15 protein-coding genes are annotated in these 14,491 nt (G+C 72.9%); 5 read left to right on the plus strand and 10 right to left on the minus strand.

Annotation, left to right across the window (positions count from 1 at the left end):
* Positions 1-212 precede the first annotated feature (212 nt).
* Together ACIGXW_RS21315 and ACIGXW_RS21320 are read left to right on the plus strand one after the other, a co-directional pair.
* Positions 213-707 (plus strand): DUF3145 domain-containing protein, encoded by a 495-nt coding sequence (locus tag ACIGXW_RS21315; protein WP_071966633.1) that lies wholly within the window; start codon positions 213-215, stop codon positions 705-707.
* 72 nt (positions 708-779) lie between these two features.
* Complete coding sequence (locus ACIGXW_RS21320; RefSeq protein WP_399574443.1) at positions 780-1,682, plus strand: NAD(P)-dependent oxidoreductase; 903 nt, start codon at positions 780-782, stop codon at positions 1,680-1,682.
* 78 nt (positions 1,683-1,760) lie between these two features.
* Here ACIGXW_RS21320 and fabF read toward each other — a convergent pair whose 3' ends face one another.
* From fabF to ACIGXW_RS21345, 5 genes are all read right to left on the minus strand, one after another.
* A complete protein-coding gene (fabF, locus tag ACIGXW_RS21325) occupies positions 1,761-3,023 on the minus strand; it encodes a beta-ketoacyl-ACP synthase II (protein WP_071966635.1) in 1,263 nt (420 codons plus the stop codon).
* Positions 3,024-3,089: 66 nt separating this feature from the next.
* Positions 3,090-3,338, minus strand: a complete 249-nt coding sequence (locus ACIGXW_RS21330; protein WP_399574444.1) for an acyl carrier protein — start codon at positions 3,336-3,338, stop codon at positions 3,090-3,092.
* Positions 3,339-3,444: 106 nt separating this feature from the next.
* Positions 3,445-4,449, minus strand: coding sequence for a ketoacyl-ACP synthase III (locus tag ACIGXW_RS21335; protein ID WP_071966637.1), 1,005 nt, complete (start codon positions 4,447-4,449; stop codon positions 3,445-3,447).
* Between the two features lie 13 nt (positions 4,450-4,462).
* Positions 4,463-5,416, minus strand: a complete 954-nt coding sequence (locus ACIGXW_RS21340; protein WP_071966638.1) for an ACP S-malonyltransferase — start codon at positions 5,414-5,416, stop codon at positions 4,463-4,465.
* A 98-nt stretch (positions 5,417-5,514) separates the two neighbouring features.
* Positions 5,515-6,690, minus strand: coding sequence for a helix-turn-helix domain-containing protein (locus tag ACIGXW_RS21345; protein ID WP_360914922.1), 1,176 nt, complete (start codon positions 6,688-6,690; stop codon positions 5,515-5,517).
* 80 nt (positions 6,691-6,770) lie between these two features.
* On the opposite strand from ACIGXW_RS21345, the gene ACIGXW_RS21350 reads away from it, so the two are divergent.
* The gene (locus tag ACIGXW_RS21350) at positions 6,771-7,445 is read left to right on the plus strand and encodes a pirin family protein (protein ID WP_399574445.1); all 675 of its coding nucleotides are present in this window, start codon (positions 6,771-6,773) and stop codon (positions 7,443-7,445) included.
* A 140-nt stretch (positions 7,446-7,585) separates the two neighbouring features.
* On the opposite strand, the gene ACIGXW_RS21355 is transcribed toward ACIGXW_RS21350, so the two are convergent.
* A complete protein-coding gene (locus ACIGXW_RS21355; RefSeq protein WP_399574447.1) occupies positions 7,586-8,422 on the minus strand; it encodes a serine hydrolase domain-containing protein in 837 nt (278 codons plus the stop codon).
* A gap of 108 nt (positions 8,423-8,530) precedes the next feature.
* Here ACIGXW_RS21355 and ACIGXW_RS21360 point away from each other — a divergent pair, with 108 nt between their 5' ends.
* Positions 8,531-8,992: a MerR family transcriptional regulator gene (locus ACIGXW_RS21360; RefSeq protein ID WP_071966641.1), complete on the plus strand. Its 462-nt coding sequence runs from the start codon at positions 8,531-8,533 to the stop codon at positions 8,990-8,992.
* Between the two features lie 9 nt (positions 8,993-9,001).
* Positions 9,002-10,024: an aldo/keto reductase gene (locus ACIGXW_RS21365; protein ID WP_399574449.1), complete on the plus strand. Its 1,023-nt coding sequence runs from the start codon at positions 9,002-9,004 to the stop codon at positions 10,022-10,024.
* A 134-nt stretch (positions 10,025-10,158) separates the two neighbouring features.
* Here ACIGXW_RS21365 and ACIGXW_RS21370 read toward each other — a convergent pair whose 3' ends face one another.
* The 4 genes from ACIGXW_RS21370 to ACIGXW_RS21385 form a co-directional block, all read right to left on the minus strand.
* A complete protein-coding gene (locus ACIGXW_RS21370) occupies positions 10,159-10,833 on the minus strand; it encodes a response regulator transcription factor (RefSeq protein WP_071966643.1) in 675 nt (224 codons plus the stop codon).
* Entirely contained in the window at positions 10,830-12,149 is a 1,320-nt protein-coding gene (locus ACIGXW_RS21375; RefSeq protein ID WP_399574451.1) for a sensor histidine kinase, read from the minus strand. The genes ACIGXW_RS21370 and ACIGXW_RS21375 overlap by 4 nt, the downstream gene beginning before the upstream one ends.
* Positions 12,150-12,233: 84 nt before the next feature.
* A complete protein-coding gene (locus ACIGXW_RS21380; protein ID WP_399574453.1) occupies positions 12,234-13,109 on the minus strand; it encodes a DUF4429 domain-containing protein in 876 nt (291 codons plus the stop codon).
* A 56-nt stretch (positions 13,110-13,165) separates the two neighbouring features.
* Positions 13,166-14,413 carry an alpha/beta hydrolase gene (locus ACIGXW_RS21385; RefSeq protein WP_399574455.1) on the minus strand — a complete coding sequence of 416 codons (1,248 nt, stop codon included), beginning with the start codon at positions 14,411-14,413 and terminating at the stop codon, positions 13,166-13,168.
* Positions 14,414-14,491: the final 78 nt, after the last annotated feature.

Genomic DNA, 14,491 nt, shown 5'->3' on the forward strand with positions numbered 1-14,491 from the left:
GATCTTTGCAAACGCGGCGCGACGAAATCACAACACGTCACTTCCTGTCCATTTTCAGGAGAATTGCTCCCGATGGTGTTTACTGTTGGTAACCTCGCGAGCTGGTGCGGGAGTGGTCATGGGGGCGGACTGCCCACCGCCGCCCCGGGCGGGACCGTCACGGGTGCGAGGCCGCTGGGGAAGGCGAACCTCGAACCGCACTGGAGGTCCCGGTGACGACACGTGGAGTTCTGTACGTGCACTCCGCGCCGCGCGCGCTGTGCCCGCACGTCGAATGGGCCGTGGCGGGCGTTCTCGGCGTGCGGGTCACCCTCGACTGGATCCGCCAGCCCGCGGCGCCCGGCACCTGGCGCTCCGAGTTCTCCTGGCAGGGCCAGGCCGGCACCGCCTCCAAGCTCGCCTCCGCGCTGCGCGGCTGGCACCTGCTGCGCTTCGAGGTGACCGCCGACCCCAGCGCCACCGCCGAGGGCGAGCGCTACAGCTCCACCCCCGACCTGGGCATCTTCCACGCCGTCACCGGCATCCACGGCGACATCCTCATCCCCGAGGACCGGCTGCGCGCCGCGATGTCCCGCGCGGACCGCGGCGAGAGCGATCTGCAGGCCGAGGTCGCCAAGCTGCTGGGCAAGCCCTGGGACGACGAGTTGGAACCGTTCCGTTACGCGGGCGAGGGCGCACCGGTGCGCTGGTTGCACCAGGTGGTGTGAACCGCGCCCGGACGGGCGCCCCGACGGCGCGCTCTTGCCTTCGAGCGCACTCCAGCGCCTAGCGTCCGGGTCATGGCCGACACCCCTTCCGCCCCCGCCCCCGCCCCCGTGCACGTCGCCGTCCTCGGCACCGGCACCATGGGCGCCCCCATGGCCCGCAACCTCGCCCGCGCCGGACTGCCCGTACGCGCCTGGAACCGCAGCCGGGCCAAGGCCGAGCCCCTCGCCGCCGACGGCGCCACCGTCGCGGACACGCCGCAGGAGGCCGTACGCGGCGCCGACGTCGTCCTGACCATGCTCCACGACGGACCCGCCACCCTCGACGTGATGCGCGCGGCGGCGCCCGGGCTGCGCCCCGGCACGGTGTGGGTCCAGTCGACGACCGCCGGGCTCGAGGGCCTGGCGGACCTCGCCGCCTTCGCCCGCGAGCGGGAGCTGGTCATCGTCGACGCCCCGGTCGTGGGCACCCGGCGGCCCGCCGAGGAGGGCACGCTCACGGTGCTGGCCGCGGGACCGGAGTCCGTACGGCAGGTCCTCGCCCCCGTCTTCGACGCCGTGGGCGCCCGTACCGTCTGGGTGGGCGACGACGCCGCGCGGGGCGCGGCCACGCGGCTCAAGCTCGTCGTCAACAGCTGGATCCTCGCCGTCACCCACGGCGCGGCCGAGGCGCTGGCCCTGGCCGAGGGGCTGGGAGTGGAGGCGGAGGGGTTCCTGGACGCGGTGGCGGGCGGCCCGCTCGACATGGGCTATCTGCGGGCCAAGACCGCTCTCCTGCGCAGCGGCGCCCTCACGCCGCCGAGCTTCGCCACCACGACGGCGGAGAAGGACGCCCGCCTGATCGTCGCGGCGGGGGAGTCGGCCGGGGTGCGCCTCGACGTCGCGGCGGCGGGCGCGGAGCGCTTCCGGCGGGCCGTCGAGCAGGGGCACGGCGACGAGGACATGGCCGCCTCCTACTTCGCCAGCTTCGACGCGTGAGGCGGCGCAGGTACGCCGAAGGGCCCGCCCCGGCCGGGGCGGGCCCTTCGCCCGTAAGAGTGCGGCGCCAGGGCGCGATCAGACCGTTCGCAGGGCGAGCACCACGTTGTGGCCGCCGAAGCCGAACGAGTTGTTGATCGCCGCGATGGAGCCCTCCGGGAGCTTGCGGGGCTCGTCGCGCACGATGTCCGCGTCGATGTCCTCGTCGAGCTCTTCGATGTTGATCGTGGGGGGCGCGGTGCGGTGGTACAGCGCGAGCACGGTCATGACCGTCTCGATGCCGCCGGCACCGCCGAGCAGGTGGCCGGTCATCGACTTGGTCGCGGAGACCGCGACGTGGTCGAGGTCGTCGCCGAGGACCTTGCGCAGCGCCTTGAGCTCCGCGGAGTCGCCCTGCGGCGTGGAGGTGGCGTGCGCGTTGAGGTGCACGACCTCCGACGGCTTGAGGTCGGTGCTGTCGAGCAGGTTCTGCAGCGCGGCGGCGATACCGCGGCCGCTCGGCTCGGGCTGGGCGATGTGGTGGCTGTCCGCGGACAGACCCTGGCCCAGCACCTCGCAGTAGACGCGCGCGCCGCGGCGGGCGGCGTGCTCGGCCGACTCCAGGACGACGACGCCGGCGCCCTCGCCGAGGACGAAGCCGTCGCGCTTCTTGTCGTACGGACGCGAAGCCGTGGTCGGCTCGTCGTTGTTCTTGGACATCGCCATCATGTTGGCGAAGGCCGCGATGGGCAGCGGGTGGATGGCCGCCTCGGTGCCGCCCGCGACGACCACGTCGGCGCGGCCGGTGCGGATCATCTCGACGGCGTAGCCGATGGCCTCGGCGCCGGAGGCGCAGGCGCTGACCGGGGTGTGGACGCCCGCCTGGGCGTTCACCTCGAGGCCGACGTTGGCGGACGGGCCGTTGGGCATCAGCATCGGCACGGTGTGCGGGGAGACGCGGCGGACGCCCTTCTCCTTGAGCACGTCGTACTGGTCGAGCAGGGTGGTCACGCCGCCGATGCCGGAGGCGATGACCGTGCCGAGGCGCTCGGGGACGATCGAGGCGTCCTCGCCGGCCTTGGCGGTGAAGCCCGCGTCGGCCCATGCCTCGCGCGCGGCGATCAGCGCGAACTGCGCCGACCGGTCCAGCTTGCGGGCGAGCGGCCGGGGCAGCACGTCCTCGGGGTCCACGGCCGCGACGGCGGCGATACGGACCGGCAGCTCGGCGAACCGCTCACCCTCCAGGGCGCGGGCGCCGGAACGCCCGGCGAGCAGCCCTTCCCAGGTCGATGCGCTGTCGCCACCCAGCGGTGTGGTTGCGCCGATACCGGTGACGACCACGGTGCGATTGGTCGGATTCACAGGAATTCTGTCTCCACGTGTAGAGGTGCTGGAACCGCCACCGCCGGGGTGGCGACGAACGCTTGATCAGTCCTGGTGCTTCAGGATGTAGCCGGCAGCGTCACCGACGGTCTTCAGGCCCTTGACGTCCTCGTCGGGGATCTTCACGTCGAAGCGCTCCTCGGCGGCCACGACGACCTCGACCATGGACAGCGAGTCGACGTCCAGGTCGTCGGTGAAGGACTTGTCCAGCTTGACGTCCTCGACGGGGATACCGGCGATCTCGTTGACGATCTCGGCGAGGCCCTTGAGGATCTCTTCCTGGGTGGCGGCCATGTCGGCGCTCCTTCTATCGATAGTGCGGTGGAACTGCGGTAAGGGAACTGCTGGTGCGGTGACCTTCCGGTGACCGGCCGGTGGTGCCGGTCGCCGTGGATCTCGCCTAGGGGAGGGTAACGACCGTGGCGGCGTACACGAGACCCGCCCCGAAGCCGATGAGGAGCGCGGTGTCGCCGCTCTTCGCCGCTCCGGTGGCCAGGAGGCGCTCCATGGCCAGCGGAATGGAGGCCGCGGAGGTGTTGCCGGTGGTCTCCACGTCACGGGCGACCGTGACGCTCTCCGGCAGCTTGAGGGTCTTGACCATCGAGTCGATGATCCGCATGTTCGCCTGGTGCGGGATGAAGACGTCCAGGTCCTCGGGGCTCACCCCGGCCTCGTCCAGCGCCTGCTGGGCGATCTTCGCCATTTCGAAGACGGCCCAGCGGAAGACCGCCTGACCCTCCTGGGTGATCGCGGGGAAGCGGACGTCCGTCTCCTCGCGGTAGACGTCCCACGCGACGGTCTGCTTGATGGTCTCGGCCTTGTCGCCCTCCGAGCCCCACACCGTGGGGCCCATCGCCGGCTCCTGCGAGGGGCCGATGACCACGGCGCCCGCGCCGTCGCCGAACAGGAAGGCCGTGGCGCGGTCCTCCAGGTCGGTCAGGTCGGAGAGCCGCTCGACGCCGATGACCAGGACGTACTCCGCCGAGCCCTCGGTCACCATGCCCTTGGCGATGGCCAGGCCGTAGCCGAAGCCCGCGCAGCCGGCGGAGATGTCGAAGGCGGCCGGCTTGCCCGCGCCGACCTTGTGGGCGATCTCGGTCGCGATGGCCGGGGTCTGCTTGAAGTGCGACACCGTCGAGACGAGGACGGCGCCGATCTGCTCGGGGGTGATGCCCGCGTCGGCGATGGCCTTGCCCGCCGCCTCCAGGGACATCGCGGCCACGGTCTCCTCCGGGCCGGCCCAGTGCCGGGTGGCGATGCCCGAACGGGAGCGGATCCACTCGTCGGAGGAGTCGATGTGCTTGAGGATCTCCTCGTTCGGCACCACACGGGTGGGGCGGTAGCCGCCCACGCCCATGATGCGTGCGTACGGGGCGCCCTTGCCGGGCTTGATCTTCGAGGTCATGCTCTCGGACTCCTTATTCGGCCGGGCCGGCGGCGTCGGCTGCGTGCTCGGCGATCAGCGCGCGGGCGGCCTCGAGGTCGTCCGGGGTCTTGAGCGCGAGGGTCTTGACGCCGGGCAGGGCGCGCTTGGCCAGGCCCACGAGGGTCCCGCCGGGGGCCACCTCGATCAGCGCGGTGACGCCCAGCTCCTTGAAGGTCTCCATGCACAGGTCCCAGCGGACCGGGTTGGCCACCTGGCCCACCAGACGCCGCACGACGTCCTGGCCGCCGGTGACGACCCGGCCGTCCTTGTTGGAGACATAACGCGTATGGGGGTCGCGGACTTCCAGCTCGCCCACCGCGGCCTCCAGGGCCGCCACGGCCGGGGCCATGTGGTGGGTGTGGAAGGCGCCCGCCACCTTCAGGGCGATGACCTTGCGGGTGCCCTCGGGCTTGTCCTCGGCCAGCGCCGCCAGCTGCTCGGCGGTGCCGGCGGCCACGATCTGCCCGGCGCCGTTGACGTTCGCCGGGGTCAGGCCGAGCTTCTCCAGATGCGGCAGGACGTTCTCGGGGTCGCCGCCGAGCAGCGCGGACATGCCGGTCTCGGTGACGGCCGCGGCCTCGGCCATGGCCAGGCCGCGCTTGCGCACGAGCTCCATGGCGGACCGCTCGGACAGCACACCGGTCAGCGCGGCGGCGGCGAGCTCGCCCACGCTGTGGCCGGCGGTGGCGCCGACGAGGCGCGCGAAGTCCTCCTGCGTGGCGAAGAGCTGCCCCGCCGAGATCAGCGCGGACGCCACGAGCAGCGGCTGGGCCACCGCGGTGTCGCGGATCTCATCGGCGTCGGCGTTCGTGCCGTAGTGGACGAGGTCCAGGTCGATGGCTGCCGACCACTCGGCCAGACGGCCGGAGACACCGGGGAGGTCGAGCCAGGGGGTCAGGAATCCGGGCGTCTGAGCGCCTTGGCCGGGAGCGACGAGTACGAGCACCCTCACACTCTCTCTCGTGGACGGCATCGGTCACCCGTGAGGACAGGGACCAAGAACCGTCAGGGGAATTGTGGACGTTCGACAAAAGCCTAAGGGCGTTACTCCGCGTCGGCCAGGCGCCCGAGGATCAGTGCGATCCGCAGTGTGAAGGCCGAGCGGACATCGGAGGGTGACCAGCCGGTGACGTCCGTCACACGTCGGAGGCGGTATCGCACGGTGTTGGGGTGGACGAACAACATCCTGGCCGCCCCCTCCAGGCTGCTGGCCTGTTCCAGGTAGACGCTCAGCGTCTCCAGCAGCGCCGAGCCCGCCTCCTCCAGCGGTCTGTAGATCTCCTCCACCAGCTGTTCCCGTGCGGCCGCGTCACCCGCCATCGCCCGTTCGGGCAGCAGGTCGTCGGCCAGTACGGGACGGGGGGCATCCGGCCAGGCCGCGCAGGCCTTGAGGCCCGCCCCCGCGGCCTGCGCGGACCGGTTCGCCGCCAGCAGATCGCCCACCACGGGCCCGGCCACCACCGGGCCGGCCGCGAACGGGCCGATCAGCGCCTTCGCCGCCTGCAGAGGATCGTCCGAGCCGCCCGCGATCACCACCAGCCGGTCGCCCAGCACCCCCGTCAGGACCTGCAGCTTGGCGTGCCGGGCGGCCCGGCGGATCGCCTCCACCGTCAGCTCGCTGTCCCCGTTGGGAGCCGTGCCCAGCACCACGGCGACATGCGCCGGCGAGTTCCAGCCCAGCGCCGCCGCCCGCGACAGCGCGCCCTCGTCCGCCTCCCCCGAGAGCACCGCGTTGACCACCAGCGACTCCAGCCGGGCGTCCCACGCGCCGCGCGCCTCGGCGGCCTGGGCGTAGACCTGCGCCGTGGCGAAGGCGATCTCCCGTGCGTACACCAGCAGGGCCTCGCGCAGCGAGTTCTCGTCGCCCGGCGCGGCCACCTCGTCGATGGCCGACTCCATGACCTCGATGGTCGTCCGCACCATCTCCACGGTCTGGCGCAGCGTGATCGCCCGCGTCAGCTCGCGGGGAGCCGTGCCGAAGACGTCCGTGCTGATGGCCTGAGGGGTCTCCGGATGCCGGAACCACTCGGTGAAGGCCGCGATGCCGGCCTGGGCCACCAGGCCGATCCAGGACCGGTTCTCCGGGGGCATCGCCCGGTACCACGGCAGCTGGGCGTCCATCCGGGCGATGGCCGCGGCGGCCAGCGTTCCGGAGGACTTCTCCAGGTTGCGCAGGGTGGCGCTGTGGGGATGCGGGGTGTTAGCGGCTGGTTCAGGCACGGGGACAAGCCTGCCTTATTCGGGTGCGGCTCGGGGCCGCCGGGCCCCTGTGGAGCCCTTCACGGGGCTACGGTGGCCCGATGATGCACGTGCAACGGGCCGCCGAACGCTTCCGCGGCGGCGATGCGGAGGCCGGGATCGAGACCTGGCACGCCTTCTCCTTCTCCGGCTTCTACGACCCCGACAACGTGCGGTTCGGCCCGCTCGCGGCCTGCAACGAGGAGCGGCTGGCGGGCGGCGCGGGCTTCGCCGAGCACCCCCACCGGGACGTCGAGATCGTCACCTGGGTGGTGGAGGGCGAACTCACACACGAGGACTCCACCGGTCACGTCGTCACCGTCCGCCCCGGCGACGTCCAGCGCCTGAGCGCGGGCTCCGGCGTCCGCCACGTCGAGCGCAACGCGGGGGCGGATCCGCTGCGGTTCGTCCAGATGTGGCTCACCCCGTCCGAATTCGGTGGTGAGCCCCACTACGAGGTGGTGCGGGGCATTGCCGACGGCACGCCCTACGCGCTGTCGCGGGCGGAGGCGGTGCTGCACGTGCGGCGGCTGCGGGGTGCGGAGCGGACGGCGCTGCCGGATGCGCCGTGGTTGTACGTGCACGTGGTGCGGGGGGTCGTGCGGGTGGGGGGCGAGGTGCTGGGGGAGGGTGACGCGGCGCGGCTGCTCGACGCCGTCGGGGTGGAGGCGGAGGCCGTCGGCTCCGCCGCCGAGTTCTTGGCGTGGGAGATGCACGCGGAGCCGCACTTCGGCTGAGGCCAGGGATTTTCTCCCCACCCCGCCCCTTCCCGTAACCGGGGCTCCGCCCCGGACCCCGGTCCTCAAACGCCGGACGGGCTGATTTTCAGCCCGGCCGGCGTTTGAGGCCTTTCGGGAAGGGGCGGGGTGGGGAGAAATCAGGCCAGCTCAGCCAGTACGGCGTCCGTCAGCAGGGGCCACGCCTCGATGGCCCACGGGCCGAAGGGGCGGTCAGCCAGCGCCACGCACGCGGCGCCCGCCTCCGGGTCCACCCACAGGAACGTGCCGGCCTGGCCGAAGTGCCCGTAGGTGCGCGGCGAGGACGACGCCCCCGTCCAGTGCGGGGACTTCGCCCCGCGGATCTCGAAGCCCAGGCCCCAGTCGTTGGGGCGCTGGTGACCGTAGCCGGGCAGGACGCCCGTCAGACCGGGAAAGGCCACCGAGGTCGCCTCGTCCAGGGTCTGGCGCGAGAGCAGCCGGGGCGCCTGCAGCTCCGCCGCGAAGCGGGCCAGGTCCTCGACCGTCGAGACGCCGTCCTTGGCGGGCGAGCCGGGGGTACCCCCAGCGGTAGCTGGGGGAAGGTCCGTCGCGGCCATGCCCAGCGGCTCCAGCACCGCCTGCCGCAGGTACTCCGCGAAGGGGATGTCGGTGGCCTTGGCGATGTGGTCGCCGAGCGCCTCGAAGCCGGCGTTGGAGTAGAGCCGCCGCGTGCCGGGCTCGGCCATCGTGCGGTGCTCGTCGAAGGCGAGCCCGGAGGTGTGGGCGAGCAGGTGCCGGACCGTGGCGCCGGCCGGGCCCGCGGGCTCGTCCAGCTCGATCGCGCCCTCCTCGACGGCGATCAGCGCGGCGTACGCGGCCAGCGGCTTGGTCACGGACGCGAGGGGGAAACGGTGCCCGGTCGGCCCGTACGTCCCCGCACGCGTGCCGTCCGCCCGTACGACGGCCGCCGCGGCGGTCTCCACGGGCCAGTTCTCGATCATCCGCAGGCTCTCCATGGCAAGGAGCCTAACCCGCACCGGGATCGGCCCGGGCTCCGCTTGCCTGGAGTGCACTCCAACTCTCTAGCGTGGGGGCCACCGCAGACGTTCGCGAGGGGGAGTGGCATGACCGTGATGCACAGCGCGCCGGTGGAGGCGCCCGGTTGTCTGGAGCTCGACCGGCAGCGCCACCGCCGCCCGGAGGGCCGGGACCGCTACACGATCAGCGAAGTGGCCGCCTACGCAGGGCTGTCCGCGCACACCCTGCGCTGGTACGAGCGGATAGGCCTGATGCCGCACGTCGACCGCTCCCACACCGGGCAGCGCCGCTACACCGACCGCGACCTGGACTGGCTGGATCTGGTGGGCCGGCTGCGGCTGACCGGGATGCCGGTGGCCGACATGGTCCGCTACGCCGAGCTCGTCCGGCAGGGCGAGCACACCTTCGCCGACCGCGAACGGCTGCTGAGCGAGCACCGGGAGAACGTCCGCCGGCGCATCGCGGAGCTGCGCAGCACGCTCGAGGTGCTCGACTACAAGATCGACATTTACTCCGGCGCCGGGCGCCGGTCACCCGAAGGGTTCTGAGACGCCATCATGAGCAGCGACAGCACGATAGCGAGCGTGACGCTCGGCACCGGCGGCCCCGAGGTGGGCGTCCAGGGCCTGGGCTGCATGGGCATGAGCTTCGCCTACGGGCCGACGACCGACGAGGCCGAGGCCCGGGCCACGCTGGAGCGGGCGCTGGAGCTCGGCGTGACGCTCTTCGACACCGCCGACATGTACGGGATGGGCGAGAACGAGAAGTTCATCGCCCCCTTCGTCCGGGCCCACCGCGAGCAGGTCGTCCTGGCCACCAAGTTCGCGATCGTCCCCGACCCCGACGACCCGACGCGGCGCAGCATACGCAACGACCGTCCGTACATCCGCCAGGCCGTGGAGGGCAGCCTGCGGCGCCTGGGCGTCGACGAGATCGACCTCTACTACATGCACCGGCGCAACGTCGACGTCCCGATCGAGGAGTCGGTCGGCGCGATGGCCGAGCTGGTCGCCGAGGGCAAGGTCAAGCACCTGGGCCTGAGCGAGGTGACCGGCGGTGAGCTGCGCGAGGCGCAGGCCGTGCACCCGATCGCGGCCGTGCAGTCGGAGTGGTCGCTGTTCAGCCGGGACATCGAGGCGAACGTGGTGCCCACCGCGCGCGAGCTGGGCGTCGCCCTCGTGCCGTACTCGCCGCTCGGCCGGGGCTTTTTGACCGGGGCGTTCGTCGACGCCGACAAGGAGCTCACGAGCGACGACTGGCGCCGGACGCTGCCGCGCTTCACCGGCGACAACGCGGAGCGGAACGCGGCGCTGCTCGCGCCTGTGCGGCGCATCGCCGAGGAGCGGGGGATCTCGCTGGGGCAGGTGGCCCTGGCGTGGGCCCAGCAGCGGGCTGCGGTGCACGGTCTGACGGTGGTTCCGATTCCGGGGACGCGGAGGCGGGTGCGGCTGGAGGAGAACGTGGGGGCTACGCGTGTCGAGCTGACGGCTGATGAGCTGGCTGCTCTGGAGCCCATTGCCGGGCAGGTGGCCGGAGGGCGTTACGCGGACATGGCGTTCACGTCGGCTGGGCGCGAGTAGCTTTCCCCTACCCCGCCCTTTCACCGTTTCTTGTCCTCAATCGCCGGACGGGCTGGAAAATCCAGCCCGTCTGGGGGCACCTCCCAGCGGTAGCTGGGGGAGATTGAGGACCGGGGTCCGGGGCGGAGCCCCGGTCACCCCTCGCCCGGGGCCACCAGCCCCGATTCGTAGGCGAAGACCACCGCCTGCGCACGGTCCCGCAGGTTCAGTTTGGCGAGGACGCGGCCGATGTGGGTCTTCACCGTCTGCTCCGCCAGGACCAGCGTCGCCGCGATCTCCTGGTTCGACAGGCCCCGGGCGATCAGCTCCAGGACCTCCGTCTCACGCGGCGTCAGGCCGTTGAGCCGCAGCGACCGTTCCCGTCGGGGAGCGGGCCGCTTCGCGAAGTCGGCGATGAGGCGGCGGGTGACGGAGGGGGCGAGGAGGGCCTCGCCGGCGGCCACCACCCGTACGGCCGAGATCAGGTCGGCGGGAGGGGCGTCCTTGAGGAGGAAGCCGGACGCGCCGGCGCGCAGCGCCTCGTAGACGTAGTCGTCGACGTCGAAGGTCGTCAGCATCAGCACCTTCGGCAGGTGCGTGACCCCGCGCGGGGGGTCGAGGAGCCGGCGCGCGGCCTCCAGGCCGTCCATCTCCGGCATCCGGACGTCCATGAGCACCACGTCCGGGTGCGTGGACCGGCTCAGTTCCACGCCTTGGCGCCCGTCCGGCGCGTCGCCGACGACGTCGATGTCGGGCTGGGCGGCCAGGAGCGCGGCGAAGCCCGCCCGCACCATGGCCTGGTCGTCGACGATGATCACCCTGATGGTCATGCGGTGGGAGGTTCCTGTTCTGCTCGCGTCGCGTCGGAGAGGGGAAGGCGTGCCGCCACCCGGAAGCCGCCGTCCGGCAGGGGGCCGGTGTCGAGGGTGCCGCCGACCAGGCGGACCCGTTCGCGCATGCCCACCAGGCCGTGGCCGGTGCCGCTGGTCTCCAGGGGCCGCTGCGGTGCGTCGGAGGCGGCCGCGGCCGAGTTGACGACGAGCACGGTCAGGGCCGTACCGGCCGCACCGGTCCCGTTCACCGACACCGACACCCGGGTCGGCGCACCGGGCGCGTGCCGCACGACGTTGGACAGGGCCTCCTGGACGATCCGGTACGCCGACAGGTCCACCGTCTGCGGCAGCGCCGGCAGCACCGGCATCGTCAACTCCACCGGCAGCCCCGTGCGGACCGTGGCCTCGATCAGCTGCGGCAGGCGGTCGACGCCGGGCTGGGGTGTCCGTTCGGAGCCGTCGGCGCCAGGGGAGCCCTCGCTGCGCAGCACGCCCAGCAGCCGTCGCATCTCGGTCAGCGATTCCCGGGCGGTGGCGGCGATCGCGCCGAACTCCTCGCGGGCCGCGTCCGGCAGGCCGGCGACGCGGTAGGGGGCGCTGTCGGCCTGGACGGTGATGACGGACATGTGGTGGGCGACGACGTCGTGCAACTCGCGGGCGATGCGCGCGCGTTCTTCCAGCAGCGTGCGGCGCGCGCGTTCGGCCTCGCTGATCGTCTCCTGCTCGGCCAGCGCCCGGCGGGCGTCGCCCCGTTCGCGCAGGGCGCCGCCGACGAGGAGGATCACCCCGCCGATCGCGACCAGCGGCACCCAGGTGCCGGTGGCCTGCTCGGGGTCGAGGCTGCGGAAGACCAGGCTCGCCAGCGCCGTCAGCAGCCACACGGCCGTCAGCGTCAGCCGGCGCTCGCGCAGCGCGAGGGCGAGCATCAGCAGCAGCAGGCCGATGGACTCCGTGGCCGGCCAGGGCCAGGGCCGGCCCGCCGGCAGGTCCACCGTGAGCAGCAGGGCCGCGCCCACGACGTCGGCGACGAAGACGATCGCCCAGGCCAGCAGCGGCCGGCGGACCGCCATGAGCAGCGGCGCGTGCTGGGCGACCGCGAGCGCGAGGGCGACGTCGGAGTTCAGCCCGTAGTCGTGGGAGAGCCCCATGGCCGTGGTCGGCAGCAGGATGATGGTGAACAGCCAGGCGACCAGGGTGGGCAGGCGCCGCACGAACGGGCGCCGGGCGTGCGCCAGGTACGGCGTCGGCGGCCCGGCGGGTGTGCAGATCTCGCGCAGGAACGCGCGGGGGAAGCGGGGTGCGATCTTGGACATGGCCCGGTCAGCCTAGGCGGACCGGGCCGGTGGAGGCGTCACCCCCAGGTGCCGGACCGGATGTCATACCCCGGTATCAGTGCCCTACAGCTCGGCCAGCAGCTGTGCCTTCTTCACGGTGAACTCCTCGTCCGTCAGCAGGCCCGCGCCGTGCAGCTCGCCCAGGTGGCGGATGCGCTCCGCGATGCCGCCGGGGTCGGGGCGGGCGGCGGGGACGGTGTGGGAGCCGTGGGCCAGGTCCCCGGCCAGGGCGGGGGCCTTGGCCCGTACGGCCGCCAGGACCGCGGCCGCGAAGGGCAGCGACTCGTGGACCAGGCCGTAGCCCATGCCGAAGACGACGGCCGCCGGGTCCTGGTCGGCGGCGCCCGGGGCGGTGTCGATGCCGCGGCGCAGGAGCCGCAGGTGTCCGCCGAGGGCCTCGGGGGAGCGCCAGTCCACGCCCGTCAGCTCCTCGACGCCGAAACGCTGGTCGCCCGCCTTCCACTTGGCGGAGGACGCTCCGGTCCAGAACCAGCGGAAAGAGACGGCCCGGCCGTCGAAGGACGCCTTGCCGTCGTAGGCCTTGAAGGACAGGGGCGGGACGGGCGCCGCCACCAGATGGCGCTCGGCCGGCTCCGTGGCATCGGGACCGAGCTCGGCCCGTATCCGCTCGGCGTAGTACTCGGCGAGCAGCTCGCGCTCCGCCGGCAGGACCAGCCGGTACGGGTCGCAGCCCTCCTTCAACTGCCCTTCCGCGGCGTCGAACAGCGGATCGGCGCCGGGTCTGGGCACGGCGCGCAGCACCACCGTCCCGTGCTTCCCCGGGGCCTGTTCGACGGCCGCGAGCGCCTCGTACGGGACGCGCCGCTCGCCGAGCACCTGGAGCAGCCTCGGTGTGCGGATCCCCCGTTCGAAGCGGATGAGCACGGAGTCGGTGTCGAACTCCCAGACGGCGTGGAAACCGGCCAGCACATCACCCATGCCGCTCATCGTATGCGGCGGCCGTCCGCCCGTCCCCCCTCGTGACGCTACGCGCGTCAAACGGCGGGTGCCACCGGATCCGGACGCAGATCGGCTGTGCAGTCACTGCCGTCCCTCGCGCAACGAACGGAGGCGGGGGCGCCGACTCCGATCCCGGCGAAGTTGGCGAGGCTGGTGGTACCGGGGGCGAAGTAGCCGGCGTGGCCACGGGCGTCGGAGGCGGACAGCACCCGGGCGCCGAAGGCCGCGGAGACCGGGTCGGCGCCATGGCCGAGGCCGCCGACCTCCATGTGGGGCACGCCCTGAATCCAGTCGTCCGCGTCCCGCATCGCCCATATCCGGGCGCTGCTGCGCAGGTCGGAGGCGCGGTCGGCGCGCATGCCGGGGCTGCCGGCGACCGCCACGTCCGTGACGCGCGGGGAGAGGTCGCGGGCGGCGACGCCGCAGACCACGGAGCCGTAGCTGTGGCAGAACAGCGAGATCTTCGACTCGCCGGGCAGCGCCCGCACCAGCTTCCGCAGCCGCAGCGCGCCCTCGGCGGCGAGCTTGCCGGTCGCCGCGTCCATGCCCACGCCTGCGGGCGAGGTGTAGTCGGCCCAGGCGATGACGGCCGTCCCGGTGGCGGGGCTCGCCTTCCGCTCGGCGGCGTAGAGGGAGCGGGCCATGCCGACGGGCGCGCTGTAGGCGCGCTGGCTCTTCTCGAAGGTCAGCACGTTGGTGTCGACGCCCGGGACCACGACGGAGACCCGCTCGGCGCGGTCGAGGTCGCCGAAGACCTCGGCCACCCGGCCGGCGCCGGTGGGGTCGAAGGCGAGGACCTGCCGGTCGGGGGCCAGCAGCGATTCGAAGCGGTGCATGCGCCGGGCGGCCTCGTAGCGGCCGGAGGGCGTGAGCGCGCTGTCGTGGCTGCGGCGCCGCTCGACGGTACGGGCCTGGGCGAGGGCGATCCGGTTGGCGCGGTAGCGCAGCGCGGTGGGGGCGCCGGCGAGGTTGCCGACGACCAGCGGATAGCGCTCGGCCAGCCGCTCGCGCTGACCACCGGTGAGCGAGGTGAAGAAGCGGGCCAGGGTGGTGGGCTCCGAGCCGGGGGAGGGGAGCGGCACACCGCCGACGGAGCCGTGCAGCCACGCCTTCACCGAGGCCGTGCGGGGGTCGGCGGGCGCCTTGTGGCTTCTCACGGCCGTCCAGCCGGTCGTCGCGAGCATGACGAACACCACGGCCAGTGCGAGCAGGGCGCGCCACACCGTGGCCGCGTTCGTCCAAGGGATGGGGGAGTGGGAGCCGAGCTCCGGGAAGGAAGTCACCGCGGACCACCCTAGGAGAAACTCGCTTGCGTCCGGGAAGTCGGTGAGCTATCTCACGTTTGGATCACGGGGAATCGG

It is taken from the genome of Streptomyces sp. NPDC053079 (assembly GCF_044546695.1).
In the GTDB taxonomy this organism is placed as follows: Bacteria; Actinomycetota; Actinomycetes; order Streptomycetales; family Streptomycetaceae; genus Streptomyces.

Excerpts from the sequence above, each read along its gene's own strand:
- ACIGXW_RS21350 (WP_399574445.1), top strand. The coding sequence starts at position 6,771 with ATGATGCACGTGCAACGGGCCGCCGAACGCTTCCGCGGCGGCGATGCG.
- ACIGXW_RS21375 (WP_399574451.1), bottom strand. The coding sequence starts at position 12,149 with ATGTCCAAGATCGCACCCCGCTTCCCCCGCGCGTTCCTGCGCGAGATC.
- ACIGXW_RS21355 (WP_399574447.1), bottom strand. The coding sequence starts at position 8,422 with ATGGAGAGCCTGCGGATGATCGAGAACTGGCCCGTGGAGACCGCCGCG.
- ACIGXW_RS21320 (WP_399574443.1), top strand. The coding sequence starts at position 780 with ATGGCCGACACCCCTTCCGCCCCCGCCCCCGCCCCCGTGCACGTCGCC.
- ACIGXW_RS21330 (WP_399574444.1), bottom strand. The coding sequence starts at position 3,338 with ATGGCCGCCACCCAGGAAGAGATCCTCAAGGGCCTCGCCGAGATCGTC.
- ACIGXW_RS21365 (WP_399574449.1), top strand. The coding sequence starts at position 9,002 with ATGAGCAGCGACAGCACGATAGCGAGCGTGACGCTCGGCACCGGCGGC.
- ACIGXW_RS21335 (WP_071966637.1), bottom strand. The coding sequence starts at position 4,449 with ATGACCTCGAAGATCAAGCCCGGCAAGGGCGCCCCGTACGCACGCATC.
- ACIGXW_RS21370 (WP_071966643.1), bottom strand. The coding sequence starts at position 10,833 with ATGACCATCAGGGTGATCATCGTCGACGACCAGGCCATGGTGCGGGCG.
- ACIGXW_RS21360 (WP_071966641.1), top strand. The coding sequence starts at position 8,531 with ATGACCGTGATGCACAGCGCGCCGGTGGAGGCGCCCGGTTGTCTGGAG.
- ACIGXW_RS21380 (WP_399574453.1), bottom strand. The coding sequence starts at position 13,109 with ATGGGTGATGTGCTGGCCGGTTTCCACGCCGTCTGGGAGTTCGACACC.